This is a genomic window from Streptomyces flaveolus (assembly GCF_014648815.1).
GTDB classification, from domain to species: domain Bacteria; phylum Actinomycetota; class Actinomycetes; order Streptomycetales; family Streptomycetaceae; genus Streptomyces; species Streptomyces flaveolus.
The window spans coordinates 111,532-125,357 of record NZ_BMRV01000018.1 but is presented as its reverse complement, the minus strand read 5'-3'; the positions used below and the strand labels follow the sequence as shown (position 1 = coordinate 125,357).

Here is a 13,826-nt window from a genome sequence, read left to right as displayed (position 1 = left end):
GCCGGACGCGTGGGCGTGCGAGACTCACGCCCATGCTGATCAGGGAAGCGACGGCCGCCGACTGGCCGCAGATCTGGCCCTTCTGGCACCGCATCGTCGCGGCCGGCGAGACCTACGCCTGGGACCCGGACACCCCCGAGGACGTGGCCCGGGCCCTGTGGATGAACCCCGCCAAACGCGTTCACGTCGTCGAGGACGACACCGGCGCCGTCGTCGCCTCCGCCTATGTGACCCCCAACTACGGCGGCCCCGCCGCCCGCATCGCCAACGCGGGCTTCATGGTCGACCCGGACCGGGCCGGCCGCGGCACCGGCCGGGCCCTCGCCGAGTACGTCCTGGAAGCTGCCAGGGCCGACGGGTACCGGGGCATGGTCTTCAACGCCGTCGTCGAGACCAACCCGGCCGTCAGGCTCTGGACCTCCCTCGGCTTCACCATCCTCGGCACGGTCCCCGACGCCTTCGACCACCCACGGCACGGGCCGGTCGGCCTGCACATCATGTACCGCGCCCTGTAGGGCCCGCCGGACAGGCCCCGGGGCCGTTCAGTCCAGGGGTGCCGTCCGCCGCCACGGGCGCAGCGCCTCGATCCGCTCCGCCAGCTCCAGCAGCGACGCCTCCGCCCCCGGGCGCCCCACCAGCTGGACGGCACACGGGGCGCCCGAGGGCAGCGTGCCGAAGGGCACCGACATCGCGGGCCAGCCGGTCAGGTTCCACGGCGGGGTGAACGGCGAGTACGCCGAGTTCGCCGCCACGTTGCGCAGCCAGCCCCGCTCGTGCCACGGGCCGGCCTTCGGCGAGCGGCGGGCCAGCGCCGGGGTGAGCAGCACGTCGTACTCGGCGAAGAACGGCTCCAGGCGCTCGCGCAGCCGCTCCCGGCCCGCGCCGGTGGACACCGTGCGCACGAAGCGCCGCCCGACGCCCGCGTGCACCCGGGTGCGCCGCGCCAGCTTGCGGTGGTCGAGATTCCGTGCGTCCACCGACGTCCCCGCGGTCCAGTGGGCGACGGCAGTCAGACCCAGTGACGCCGGGTAGGGCGGGTCGGCCCGCCGCACCTGGTGCCCGGCCCGCATCAGCACCCCGGCCGCCTCACGGACGGCGTCCGCGTAGGGGCGGGAGACGGGGACACCGGCGAGCGGGCTGCGCGGGGAGACGGCGACCCGGAGGCTGCCGCGGTCCGCGCGGCGGAACCGTCCGGCGCCCGCCGGACCGTTCGCGGGGCCGCCGTCGGCATCGTCCGCGAGCACCGAGAGCATCAGCCGGGCGTCCTCGACGGTGGTGGCCAGCGGCCCGTTCTCCGACATGCCGAACCAGTCGCCGTCGCCGATGCCGGCCGGGACAACGCCGCGGCCCGGCTTGATGGTGACCAGCCCGCAGTTGGCCGCCGGGATGCGCAGCGAGCCCATGCCGTCGTTGCCCAGCGCGAGGGGCACCAGCCCGGCGGCGACCGCGGCGGCGCTGCCGCCCGAGGAACCGCCCGCCGTGCGCGCCGGGTCCCAGGGGTTGCGGGAGGTGCCGTGCACGCCCTCGGTGGTACCGAACACGCACAGTTCGGGCACGTTCGTCAGCCCCACGACCACCGCGCCCGCCGCCCGCAGCCGCGCCACCGTGACGTGGTCGGCCGCGGCGGGCGTGTCCGGCGTCGCGGCGGAACCGACCCGGGTGGACTCGCCGCGCACCGCGAGGTTGTCCTTGACGGCCACCGGGACGCCGGCCAACGGCAGTTCGGCCAGATCACCCCGGGCGCCCACCTCCTCGGCCTCCGCGAGGGCCGCCTCGGCGCGTACCGACCGGAAGGCGCCGACGCGGCCGTCGAGCCGCTCGATCCGGGCGAGATGCTCCGCCACCACCTCGCGCGGCGTGGCCCGCTTCTCACGTACGGCGGCGGCGATCTCGGCGGCGGTCCGGCCGGCCCAGTCGGTCACGGGAGCTCCTCGGTGCGTGCGGGGACGGGATTACTGGCGAGTACGCAGAGAGCACTCTGCCCGCCGGGACGCCCCCGCGTCGAGAGTCCGGGACCCGCCGGCCGCCCGTTCAGGCCGGCCTGGCCGGTCCGGTGCTGTCGCGCTCGATCAGCAGCGGCACCGGCACGCGCACCGTGCGGGCCGGGCCGCCGTCCAGCAGGGCGGTCAGTTCCGTCGCCGCCGTGCGGCCGAACTCCACGCTGTCCCGGGACAGCGCGGACAGCCACGGCTTGACCATGCGGCACAGCGCCGAGTCCTCCCAGGCCACCACGGACACGTCCGCCGGCACCGAGAAGCCGAGCCCGGCCGCGGCGGCGACCCCGGCGACGGCCATCACGTCGTTGTCGTAGATCAGGGCCGTCGGGGGAGCGGCGGTCTCCAGCACGCGGCGGGTGACGGCGGCTCCCTCCGCGTCGGAGTAGTCGGTCGGCACCGACTGCACCTCGTCGAGGCCGCGCCGCGCCGCCTCGGCGCGCAGCGCACGGATCCGGCGCTCCGTGTGGGCGAGGCCGGGCAGCCCCGCGATGTGCGCGATCCGCCGGTGGCCGAGCGCGTACAGCCCGTCCACCAGCGCGGCCATCGCACCGGCGTCGTCCGCCCACACCGTCGACAGTCCCGGATGCCGTTCGTCCGGCGCTCCGCCGATCACCACGGCGGGCAGGCCGAGTTCGTCGAGCAGGTCGGGACGCGGGTCGTCGGTGCGCGGGTCGACCACCAGCACGCCGTCCACCCGGTGTTCGGCCCACCAGCGCCGGTAGACCGCGCACTCGTCGTCGACGTCCTGCGCCACCTGGAACAGCAGACCCAGATGACGCCGCGCCAGCACCTCCTGGATGCCGGAGACCAGTTGCAGGAAGAAGGAGTCCACGCCCAGGGTGTGCGCGGGCCGGGCCAGCACGAAGCCGACCGTCGCCGCGCCCTCGCCGGACAGCGCGCGGGCCGCCGTGCTGGGCCGCCAGCCCAGCTGCTCAGCGACCCGGCGCACCCGGTCCCGGGTGATCTCGGAGACCCCCGGCCGGTCGTTCAGCGCGAAGGAGACCGCGCTCTCGGAGACCCCGGCCCGCCGCGCGATGTCCTTCATCGTCGGCCGGCGCGCGGCGGGCCGCTTGGCCGGCATGCGCGCTCCTTTCTTCAGAACGTGAAACCCGAGCGCATGGTGGATGCGCGAGCTAAAGCGCTTGAGTGGAAAGATCCTAAAGCGCATTAGTAGAACGTGGCAAGTGCTTGCTCGATGCTGCTCTGACCTGGACTAATGTCCTCCAGACTTCTTTAGTTCCCGTGAATGCATTGACTTCGCGCCAATCCGCCGTGCATGGTCGCTGCCATCCCACCGCCGACGTCTTCAGGGAGACGTGTCACCGTGCCCACCTCGCGCAGAACATTCGCCGTCGCCGCCGTAGCCGCCCTCGTCCTGCCGCTCAGCGCCTGCGGTTCCGGAGGCGACGGGAGCGGCTCGACCGACGCCTCGGGCAAGGTCGAGGGCGACATCACCTTCCAGACCTGGAACCTGCGGGCCAACTTCAAGCCCTACTTCGAGGGCCTGATCGCCGACTTCGAGAAGAAGTACCCCGGTACCCACGTCAAGTGGGTCGACCAGCCCGGCGAGGGCTACGCCGACAAGATCAGCGCCGACGCCGCGGGCGGCACCCTGCCCGACGTCGTCAACGTCTCCCCGGACCTCGTGGCCCCGCTCGCCAAGGCCGGCCTCGCGCTCGACCTGGACAAGGCCGCCGGCCAGTACGAGAAGGAGTACCTGGACGGCGCCTGGGCCAGCCACCAGGTGCCGGGCATGGAAGGCACGTACGCCTTCCCCTGGTACCTCAACACCGGCCCGCTCTTCTACAACAAGTCCCTCTTCGAGAAGGCCGGCCTCGACCCCGAGCAGCCGCCGAAGACGTACGACGACCTCTTCGACGCCGCTGCCAAGATCGCCGACAGGACCGGCGGCGAGGTCGCCACGCTCGCCAACGTGCCCACCATCGAGGACTTCGGCCGCTACGGCGTGCCCCTCATGAACAAGGAGGGCACCGCCTTCGCGTTCAACGACGCCAAGGGCGTACAGCTGCTCACCCGCTACAAGGAGCTGTACGACGCCAAGGCCCTCGACCCGCAGGCCCTGACCGCAACCCCCGAGTCCTCCGGCAAGAAGTTCCTCACCGGAGCCGTCGCCATGAACCCGGGCAGCGCGCTCGACCTCGCCAACTTCAAGAAGCAGGCGCCGAACCTGTACAAGAACATCGGCATCACCGACCAGATCACCAGCACCGGCCACGTCAACATGTACGTGATGGGCGTGATGGTGAACGCGCAGAGCAAGCGCAAGCCGGCCGCGGTCGCCTTCGCGCACTACGTCACCGACGCCGCGCACCAGATGTCGTTCGCCAAGCAGGTCGCCATCTTCCCGAGCACCGCCGGCTCGCTGGACGACCCGTACTTCACCAAGGAGGACGGGACCGACGAGACCCGGGTGCGCATCGCCGCCGCCAAGTCGCTGAAGACCGCCGTCAACTACACGCCCGTGCTCTTCAGCGAGCAGATGAAGACCGAACTGCGCAACGAGGTGGCCAAGGCGCTCCAGGGCAAGCAGAGCCCGAAGGAAGCTCTCGACAACGCTGTCAAGGCGTGCGACCGGCTCCTTCAGCAGCAGGGCTGAGGCGTCATGGCGAGTCCCGCCCTCACCGGCCCCCGACGCGTCACCCGGCGCGTGCGGCGCCAGCTGCCCACCAGCCCCTGGCTGTTCGCCGCCCCGGGCCTGCTGATCACCGGCGCGTTCATCCTGTACCCGTTCGTCTCCACGGTCGTCAACTCCTTCACCGACCGCCGCACCCTGGTCCCGGGCGAGTTCGTGGGCCTCGCCAACTTTCGCGAGCTGCTCCACGACGACATGTTCTGGATCGGCCTGCGCAACAGCACCCTGTACGTCCTCGGGGTGGTCCCCGCGCTCGTCCTGCTGCCGCTGCTGCTCGCCCTGCTGGTGCAGAAGCACATCCCCGGCATCACCTTCTTCCGCTCGGCCTTCTACACCCCGGTCGTCGCCTCGATCGTCGTCGTCGGACTGATCTGGGTCTGGCTGCTGGACGAGCGCGGCCTGGTCAACTCCCTGCTGGAGACGGTCGGCGCGAGCCCGGTCGGCTTCCTGAGCGACCAGTGGCTGATCCTGCTCAGCGCGATGGCCGTCACGGTCTGGAAGGGCCTCGGCTACTACATGATCATCTACCTCGCGGCGCTCGCCAACGTGCCCCGCGAACTGCACGAGGCCGCCGCCGTGGACGGCGCGGGCGCGGTCCGCCGCTTCCTCACCGTCACCGTGCCCGCCGTGCGCTCCACCATGGTCCTGGTCGCGGCCCTGTCCTCGGTCGCCGCCTTCAAGGTGTTCTCCGAGGTCTACCTGATGGCGGGCCCCAGCGGCGGCCCGGCCGGCGAGGACACCACCCTCGTCATGCTCGTGCAGCGCACCGGCACCGGCCTGACCGGCCGCGTCGGCTACGCCTCCGCCCTCTCCGTGGTCGTCTTCGTCGTCACCGTCGCCCTCATGCTGCTCGTCCTGCGCGCCGACCGGAAGGAGGAGTCGTGAGCGTCGTCGAGAAGACCCGGCCCGCCGAGAAACCCCGGGCCACCGCCCGGGAACGGGAGCGCGAACCCCGGATCACCGACGAGCACGGCCGCCGCGTACGCGTCTGGGAACTGGCCCTGCGCTACCTGCTCCTGCTCGGCGTCCTCGCCCTGACCGTCGGACCCTTCCTGTGGCAGCTGTCGACCTCGCTGAAGGGCCCGACGGAGGACATCTTCAGCTCCCCGCCGAAGTTCCTGCCCTCCGAACCCACCCTGCACAACTACGAGCGGGTCGCCGACACCATCCCCGTCTGGGACTACGCCCTGAACTCGCTCAAGGTCGCCGCGGCCAACGTGGTCACCAACTGCGTCGGCGCCGCCCTCGCCGGCTACGCCCTGGCCCGGCTGCGCTACCGCGGCCGGCGCGTCGCCACCCTGGTGTTCATCCTGGCGATGCTCGTGCCCGTGGAGGGCATCATCATCGCCCAGTTCACCACCATGCGGGAACTCGGCCTGAACAACACCCTGATCGGCGTGGTGCTGCCCGGCTGCATCGGTGCCCTCAACGTGCTGCTGATGCGCAACGCCTTTCTCAACCTCCCCTACGAGATCGAGGAAGCCGCCTACGTCGACGGCGCCAACGTCTGGCAGCGGTTCGTCCGCATCGCGCTGCCGTCGGTGAAGGGAACCCTCGCCGTCGTCGCGATCTTCGCCTTCATGGGCGCCTGGGACGACTTCCTGTGGCCGCTGATCGTGCTCAGCGACCCGTCCAAGTTCACGCTGACCATCGGCCTCAACTACCTGCACGGCACCTTCGCCAACGACGAGCGGCTCGTCGCGGCGGGCACGATCATCGCCGTGGCGCCGCTGATCGCCCTCTTCGCCTGCCTCCAGCGGTACTTCTTCCGCGGGGTCGGCGAGGGCGCCGTCAAGGGCTGACCCCTCGGCCGAGGACCGAACCCCGCATTTCCCGTACGTCCCCGTAGCAAGGACACCGCATGCCTTCTGCCGTGCGCTTCGGCGTCAACTACACCCCGAGCCAGGGGTGGTTCCACCACTGGCTCGACTTCGACCTCGACTCCGTGCGCGCCGACCTCGACTCCGTCGCCGCACTGGGCGTGGACCACGTCCGGGTCTTCCCGCTGTGGCCCTACTTCCAGCCGAACCGCGCCCTGATCCGCGAGCGCGCGGTCGAGCACCTGGTGGACCTGGTCGACGCGGCCGGCGAACGCGGCCTCGACGTCAACGTGGACGGCCTCCAAGGGCACCTGAGCAGCTTCGACTTCCTGCCGGCCTGGACCCGCACCTGGCACCGCCGCAATCTGTTCACCGACCCCGAGGTCATCGACGGGCAGGCCGCCTACCTGCGCACCCTCGCCGCCGCGCTCGCCGACCGGTCCAACTTCCTCGGCATGACCCTCGGCAACGAGGTCAACCAGTTCTCCGCCGGACCCCACCCCGACCCGGACCGCGCCACCGGCGACCAGATCGACGCCTGGCTGGAGCGGATGCTCGCCGCCTGCGAGGAGGGCGCCCCGGGCAGGATGCACCTGCACGCCGAGTACGACGCGACCTGGTACCAGGACGACCAGCCCTTCACCCCGGCCCAGGCCGCCCGGCGGGGCAGCGTGACGGCCGTGCACTCCTGGGTCTTCAACGGCACCGCCCAGCGCCACGGCCGCACCTCCGTGCCCAGCGAACACCACGCCGCCTACCTGATCGAGCTGAGCAAGGCGTGGGCCGACGACCCGCACCGCCCGGTCTGGCTCCAGGAGGTCGGCGCCCCCGCGCCCCTGGTCCCCGCCGAGCACGCCGCCGCCTTCACCGAGGCCACCGTCGCCAACGCCCTGGACTGCCCGGACCTGTGGGGCGTCACCTGGTGGTGCTCCCACGACGTGTCCCGGGCGCTGGCCGACTTCCCCGAGTTGGAGTACGGGCTCGGGCTGCTCACCAACGACCGCCGCCCGAAGGACTCCGCACGGGTCCTGGCCCGCGCGGCCCTCGCGGCACGCGAGGGGGCACATCCGGCCCCCGCCCCGCGCACCACCGCGCTGACCATCCCGGCCGACCCGTCCGCGCGCTCGGCCTGCGCCCCCGGCGGCTCCGTCTTCGACGCCTTCTTCCGGCTGGTCGCCGACGGAGCCCGCCCCACCACCGTCCTCGACACGCGCGCCGCCGACACCGGGCACCTCACGGCGCGCGGCATCACCGAGGTCGTCACTCCCGACCAGGTACTCCCCACCCCCCACGGACCTCACGTCCGCCAAGGAGGCACCCGCTCGTGACCCCCACCCGACGCACCGTCCTGCTGGCCGGCGCCGCCGCCGCGCTGTGGCCGGCCCTCCCCGCCGCCGGTGCCGCGGCCGCCGCACCGAAGGCCGCCGCGACCCTCCAGCCGTACGCCGGCTACTGGTTCCCCGACTCGCTGCCCGCCGGCACCCCGGGCGACGGCATCACCTGGCGCAGTCTGAAGGCGTGGCGCGCGGCCGACGACCCCGACCTCGCCTTCAACGCCGCCTCCGTACCGCTCGCCGACCGCTTCACGCCGACGCCCGCGAACGCCACGGCCCGCGCCGGGCAGGCCCGCATCCAGTCCCTGGTCTCCTTCGGGCCGACCGCGGGCAACCCCTCCCAGGGCTCCGCCACCGCCGACCACTACGCCCTCACCCACTGGGCGTACGTCGACGAACTCGTCTTCTGGGGAGGCTCCTCGGGCGAGGGACTGATCCTCGCGCCGAACGCGCCGGTCGTCGACGCCGCGCACCGCCACGGCGTACCCGTCCTCGGCAACGTCTTCCTGCCGCCCGTCGCCTACGGCGGACAACTGCGCTGGACCCGCGACCTGGTGCAGAAGGACGCCGCCGGGCGTTTCCCGCTCGCCGCTCAACTGGTCGCGGTCGCCGACGCGTACGGCTTCGACGGCTGGTTCGTGAACGCCGAGACCGGGGGAGGAGACGCCGCGCTCGGCGCGGACATGCGGGGCTTCCTGCGGGAGCTCAAGGCCCTCGCCGCGGCCGAGGGCCAGCGGGTGACCTGGTACGACTCGATGACCGTGGACGGCGCGGTCAGCTGGCAGGGGGCGCTCAACGACCGGAACCAGGCGTTCTTCGAGGCCGCCGACGACATGTTCGTCGACTTCCGCTGGACGGCCGACCGCCTCGCCTCCTCCGGGGCGCGGGCCGAGGCACTGGGCCGCGGCCGGTACGAGCTGTGGGCCGGGGTGGACGTCGAGGTGAACGGCTGGAACACGTCCGAGAACTGGGACGCGATCGTGCCGCGGGACCGCGCGCACGTCACCTCGATCGGCCTGTACCGGCCCGAGTGGACCCGCAACCACCTCCCCGAGGACCGGAGGACGCCGGGGGACTTCCACACCGCAGACGACCGCTTCTGGACGGGGGCGTCGCTCGACCCGTCACGGCCGGACGGCGCGGATCCGTGGCGGGCGCCCGCCGTGTCGGTCGCCGACCGGTCCACCGTCACGTCGCTGCCGTTCGCGACCTCGTTCAACACCGGGCACGGCCTGCGCTGGTACGAGGAGGGCGCCGCCACCTCGGACACGCCCTGGAACCACCTCGGACTCCAGGACCGGCTGCCGTCGCGGCGCTGGGTGGTGCGGACGGAGGGCACGCGGCCGGCGGTCGCCTTCGACTTCGCCGACGCGTGGCGCGGCGGCAACAGCGTGCTGGTCGCGGGCGAACTCGATCAGCCGGCCGTGCTGGACCTGTACGCGACGCGGCTGCCGCTGCGCGCCGGCACGGTGGTCGAGCTGACGCACCGCACGGACGCGGGCTCCGTCGACCTGGAACTCGCCGTCGCCACCGCCGAGGCCGGTGCACCGGGCGCGGCACCGCCTTACCGTCTGATTCCCGTAACGGCCGCGCGCACTGTGAAGTCGGTCAACGGCTGGGAGACGGTGACCGTGCCGCTCACCGGGCTGTCCGGCACGGTGCACGCGATCGGGGTGCGGCTCACGGCGTCCGACGGTCCCGTGCGGTGGCGGGCGGGCGGTCTCGCCGTCCGCGAGGCCGCACCGAAGGCGCCCGCGGCCCCCACCGCCCTGCGGATCACCGCCGCGCACGGCGGCGACCTGCGGTTCACCTGGAAGCGCCCCCGCACCGAAGACGTACGCCACTACACCCTCCACCGCGTGCTCCCCGACGGCACCCGCCGCTTCCTCGGCGGCACCTGCCAGCGCGCCTGGTTCGCCGGCGGTCTCGCCCCCGAGCAGGGCGAGCGCGCCGCACGGTTCGAAGTGCGCGCGGTGGGGGAGCTGTACACCACGTCCGCCCCCGCCACCGTGACCCACGCCTGGTAATCACCCGCCCCACCAACCACGGAGCACCCCGCATGCATGACGACCGCAGCCTGGTCGAAGCCCGCCTCAAGCGCGTCCTCGACGAGCGCGTCCGCCCCGCCGTGTACCCCGAGTCCGTGCCCCTGGACGTGGCGGTCTGGCACGCGCCCGGCGAGCCCGTCCCGGTCGAGGAGGGACTCGCGGCCCGACCCGAGCCCATCGAGGTGGGCGCCCGCTGGGGCGCGCCCTGGGGCACCAGCTGGTTCCGGGTCACCGGCACCGTGCCGAAGGAGTGGGCCGGGAGGACGGTCGAGGCGATCCTCGACCTCGGCTTCGACGAGAACATGCCCGGCTTCCAGTGCGAGGGCCTGGTCTACCGCCCCGACGGCACCCCGGTGAAGGGCCTCAACCCGCGCAACCAGTGGGTGCGGATCGGCGCCCCCGTCGAGGGCGGCGAGGAGGTCCGCCTGCACGTCGAGGCCGCCTCCAACCCCGTCATCCTCGACTACCACCCCTTCGTGCCCACGCGGCTCGGCGACAAGGACACCGCGGGCAGCGAACCGCAGTACACCCTCGCCCGCATGGACCTCGCCGTCCTCGACGAGACGGTGTGGAACCTCGTGCTCGACCTGGAGGTGCTCGGCGAGCTGATGGCCGAGCTGCCCGTGGAGTCACCGCGCCGCTGGGAGATCCTGCGAGCGGTCGACAAGGCCCTGGACGCCATCGACCTCCAGGACGTGGGCGGCACGGCGCAAGCGGCCCGTTCCCGCCTCACCGGGGTGCTGTCCGCCCCCGCCGTCCCCTCCGCGCACCGCATCAGCGCCGTCGGTCACGCGCACATCGACTCGGCGTGGCTGTGGCCGCTGCGCGAGACCGTGCGCAAGGTCGCCCGCACCACCTCCAACATGACCGCGCTCCTGGAGGACGAGCCGGACTTCGTCTTCGCCATGTCGCAGGCCCAGCAGTGGGCGTGGGTGCGCGACCACCGGCCCGAGGTGTGGGCGCGGGTCAAGAAGGCGGTCGCGGACGGGCGGTTCGTACCGGCCGGCGGCATGTGGGTGGAGTCGGACACCAACATGCCCGGCTCGGAGGCGATGGCCCGGCAGTTCGTGCACGGCAAGCGGTTCTTCCTCGACGAGTTCGGCGTCGAGAACGACGAGGCGTGGCTCCCGGACACCTTCGGCTTCGCCGCCGGACTGCCGCAGATCATCAAGGCGGCCGGCGCCAAGTACCTGCTGACGCAGAAGATCTCCTGGTCGCAGACGAACAAGTTCCCGCACCACACCTTCCGCTGGGAGGGCATCGACGGCACCCGGATCTTCACGCACTTCCCGCCGGTCGACACCTACAACTGCTCCATGAAGGGCAGCGAGATCGCGCACGCCGCCCGCAACTTCAAGGACAAGGGAGTCGCCCGGCACTCGCTCGCCCCCACCGGCTGGGGCGACGGCGGCGGCGGCACCACCCGGGAGATGGTCGCCAAGGCCGCCCGGCTGCGCGACCTCGAAGGCTCGGCGACGGTCGAGTGGGAGACCCCGCGGGCCTTCTTCGAGAAGGCCGAGGCCGAGAACCCGCAGCCGCCCGTCTGGGTCGGCGAGCTCTACCTCGAACTCCACCGCGCCACCCTCACCAGCCAGGCCAAGACCAAGCAGGGCAACCGGCGCAGCGAACACCTCCTGCGGGAGGCCGAGCTGTGGGCGGCCACGGCCGCCGTGCGCGCCGGATTCCCCTACCCGTACGAGGACCTGGACCGCATCTGGAAGACGGTGCTGCTGCACCAGTTCCACGACATCCTGCCCGGCTCCTCCATCGCCTGGGTGCACCGCGAGGCACGCGCCACGTACGACCGCGTCGCCGCCGAGCTGAACGACATCATCGACGCCGCCCAGCGCGCCCTCGCCGGCGAGGGCGACACCCCGCTCGTCTTCAACTCCGCCCCGCACAACCGCACCGGCGTCCCGGCCGGCGCCGCCGCCGCGCCCGCCATCGCGGGCCGCACCGACCTCACCCCCCGCCCCGGCGGCGGCCACGTCCTCGACAACGGCCTGCTGCGCGTCGAGATCGACGCACGCGGTCTGGTCGTGTCGGCCTACGACCTCGACGCCGACCGCGAGACCATCGCCCCCGGCGGGGCGGGCAACCTGCTCCAGCTCCACCCCGACTTCCCCAACATGTGGGACGCCTGGGACGTCGACGAGTTCTACCGCAACACGGTCACCGACCTCACCGACGCCGACGAGGTCGCCCCCGGCGACGACGGCGCCTCGGTGCGGATCGTCCGCTCCTTCGGCTCCTCCCGCGTCACCCAGGTGCTGACGCTGGCGCCGGGGGAGCGGCGGCTGGACGTGGACACCGAGGTCGACTGGCACGAGACGGAGAAGTTCCTCAAGCTCGCCTTCCCCCTCGACGTGCACGCCGAACGGTACGCCTCGGAGACCCAGTTCGGGCACTTCCACCGGCCCACCCACACCAACACCAGCTGGGAGGCCGCCAAGTTCGAGGCCTGCAACCACCGCTTCGTCCACCTGGAGGAGCCCGGCTGGGGCGTCGCCGTCGTCAACGACTCGACGTACGGCCACGACGTGACCCGCACCGTCCGCACCGACGGCGACCGCGGTACGACCACCACGGTCCGCGTGTCCCTGCTGCGCGCCCCGCGCTTCCCCGACCCCGAGACCGACCAGGGCGTGCACCGCTTCCGGCACGCGCTGGTGCCCGGCGCGGGCATCGGCGACGCCGTGCGCGAGGGCTGGCGGATCAACCTGCCGGAGCGGCGCACCACCGGCGCCGGAGAGGTCGCGCCGCTGGTGACGGTCGATCAGGACGCGGTCGTGGTGACCGCCGTCAAGCTGGCCGACGACGGCAGCGGGGACCTGGTCGTCCGGTTCCACGAGGCCCACGGCGGCCGGGCCAGCGCCACGCTCACCACCGGGTTCGCGGCCACGGACGTCCAGGTGACCGACCTGCTGGAACGCCCGCTCGCGGACGCGGAGGCGCCCCGGCTGGACGGCGGCCAAATCGCCGTACGGCTGCGGCCGTTCCAGCTGATGACGCTGCGGCTGAAGCGCGCCTGACGGTACCGGCGGGCCCGGTTCACTCCGTGAGCCGGGCCCGCAGCCACTCCTCCACCGCACCGACGTGCGCCGCCGCAGCCGCCCTGGCCGCCTCCGGATCGCGGGCGGCCAGGGCGCGGTGGATCGCGGCGTGCTCGCGGCGGGTGCGGTCGAGGGCACCCTCGTCCTGACGACCGCGCCGGACCCGGTCCCGGAAGGTGCGCGAGGACAGTCCCTCCAGGATCGCGGCCATGGTCTCGTTGCCGGCCGCCGCGACGATCTCCCGGTGGAAGGCCAGATCGTGGGCGAGGAGCTCCTCCGGGTCGTCGGTGGCGTCCATCGCCAGCAGATGCCTCTCGACCTCGGCCAGCCGCTCCGGTGTGATCCGGGCCGCGGCCAGCGCCGTCGCCGCCGACTCCAGGACCCGGCGGACCTCCAGCAGCTCCACCGTCCGCGTGCCGCGCGACAGATCGGCCACCACGCCGAACGTCTCCAGCAGGTCGCCGGCCTCCAGCCGCGTCACGTAGATGCCCGAGCCGTGCCGGGCCTCCAGCACGCCCAGCGCCGTCAGCGCGCGGATCGCCTCCCGCATGGAGCTGCGGGAGATCCCCGACTGCGCGGCGAGCTCCCGTTCCGTCGGCAGCCGCTGCCCCGGCTCCAGCAGGCCCTCCGCGATCATCGACTTGATCCGCTCGATGGCGCGCGCGGTCACCGTGCCCTTGCGCGGGGCCGTCTCGTCCACGCCGTTCCTCCAGTTCGCCGAGGTGCGCCGCAGTCTAATCGCCATGGTGGTCCGACCAATATGCGCCAGATTGCAGAAATCGCGGACCGATGACTGTTCCTTCCCTGAAGTGGCCTGATAAATATGCGACACCTGGCCCGCCCGGCCCTGAGGAGCCGAGCGTCCCCGACCTCAGCCCGCGTCACCGCGCTCGACATCCACGACATCCGCTTCCCCACGTC

The 13,826-nt window shown here is 72.7% G+C and carries 10 protein-coding genes; 7 read left to right on the top strand and 3 right to left on the bottom strand.

Annotation, left to right across the window (positions count from 1 at the left end; all coding sequences use genetic code 11):
* Positions 1 to 32: 32 nt before the first annotated feature.
* Positions 33 to 515, top strand: coding sequence for a GNAT family N-acetyltransferase (locus IEZ05_RS31705; protein ID WP_189233739.1), 483 nt, complete (start codon positions 33 to 35; stop codon positions 513 to 515).
* A gap of 27 nt (positions 516 to 542) precedes the next feature.
* On the opposite strand, the gene IEZ05_RS31700 is transcribed toward IEZ05_RS31705, so the two are convergent.
* Both IEZ05_RS31700 and IEZ05_RS31695 read right to left on the bottom strand, forming a co-directional pair.
* Entirely contained in the window at positions 543 to 1,922 is a 1,380-nt protein-coding gene (locus tag IEZ05_RS31700; RefSeq protein ID WP_189233738.1) for an amidase, read from the bottom strand.
* 109 nt (positions 1,923 to 2,031) lie between these two features.
* A complete protein-coding gene (locus tag IEZ05_RS31695) occupies positions 2,032 to 3,078 on the bottom strand; it encodes a LacI family DNA-binding transcriptional regulator (protein ID WP_189233737.1) in 1,047 nt (348 codons plus the stop codon).
* Between the two features lie 243 nt (positions 3,079 to 3,321).
* Between IEZ05_RS31695 and IEZ05_RS31690 the strand changes: the two genes are divergently transcribed.
* The 6 genes from IEZ05_RS31690 to IEZ05_RS31665 are packed head-to-tail and all read left to right on the top strand — an operon-like array spanning position 3,322 to position 12,884.
* On the top strand, positions 3,322 to 4,614 hold the full coding sequence (locus IEZ05_RS31690) for an ABC transporter substrate-binding protein (protein WP_189233736.1): 1,293 nt from the start codon (positions 3,322 to 3,324) through the stop codon (positions 4,612 to 4,614).
* A gap of 6 nt (positions 4,615 to 4,620) precedes the next feature.
* Positions 4,621 to 5,535, top strand: a complete 915-nt coding sequence (locus IEZ05_RS31685; protein ID WP_189233735.1) for a carbohydrate ABC transporter permease — start codon at positions 4,621 to 4,623, stop codon at positions 5,533 to 5,535.
* Positions 5,532 to 6,452 (top strand): carbohydrate ABC transporter permease, encoded by a 921-nt coding sequence (locus tag IEZ05_RS31680; RefSeq protein ID WP_189233734.1) that lies wholly within the window; start codon positions 5,532 to 5,534, stop codon positions 6,450 to 6,452. The genes IEZ05_RS31685 and IEZ05_RS31680 overlap by 4 nt, the downstream gene beginning before the upstream one ends.
* Before the next feature lie 59 nt (positions 6,453 to 6,511).
* Complete coding sequence (locus IEZ05_RS31675) at positions 6,512 to 7,798, top strand: glycoside hydrolase 5 family protein (protein WP_189233733.1); 1,287 nt, start codon at positions 6,512 to 6,514, stop codon at positions 7,796 to 7,798.
* Entirely contained in the window at positions 7,795 to 9,831 is a 2,037-nt protein-coding gene (locus tag IEZ05_RS31670) for an endo-beta-N-acetylglucosaminidase (RefSeq protein ID WP_189233732.1), read from the top strand. The genes IEZ05_RS31675 and IEZ05_RS31670 overlap by 4 nt, the downstream gene beginning before the upstream one ends.
* 32 nt (positions 9,832 to 9,863) lie before the next feature.
* Entirely contained in the window at positions 9,864 to 12,884 is a 3,021-nt protein-coding gene (locus IEZ05_RS31665; protein WP_189233731.1) for an alpha-mannosidase, read from the top strand.
* Positions 12,885 to 12,903: 19 nt separating this feature from the next.
* On the opposite strand, the gene IEZ05_RS31660 is transcribed toward IEZ05_RS31665, so the two are convergent.
* Complete coding sequence (locus tag IEZ05_RS31660) at positions 12,904 to 13,605, bottom strand: FadR/GntR family transcriptional regulator (RefSeq protein ID WP_189233761.1); 702 nt, start codon at positions 13,603 to 13,605, stop codon at positions 12,904 to 12,906.
* Positions 13,606 to 13,826 lie beyond the last annotated feature (221 nt).

Bases quoted from the DNA above. Each gene is read 5' to 3' on its own strand.
- IEZ05_RS31705 (WP_189233739.1), top strand. From the start codon at position 33: ATGCTGATCAGGGAAGCGACGGCCGCCGACTGGCCGCAGATCTGGCCC.
- IEZ05_RS31695 (WP_189233737.1), bottom strand. From the start codon at position 3,078: ATGCCGGCCAAGCGGCCCGCCGCGCGCCGGCCGACGATGAAGGACATC.
- IEZ05_RS31685 (WP_189233735.1), top strand. From the start codon at position 4,621: ATGGCGAGTCCCGCCCTCACCGGCCCCCGACGCGTCACCCGGCGCGTG.
- IEZ05_RS31675 (WP_189233733.1), top strand. From the start codon at position 6,512: ATGCCTTCTGCCGTGCGCTTCGGCGTCAACTACACCCCGAGCCAGGGG.
- IEZ05_RS31665 (WP_189233731.1), top strand. From the start codon at position 9,864: ATGCATGACGACCGCAGCCTGGTCGAAGCCCGCCTCAAGCGCGTCCTC.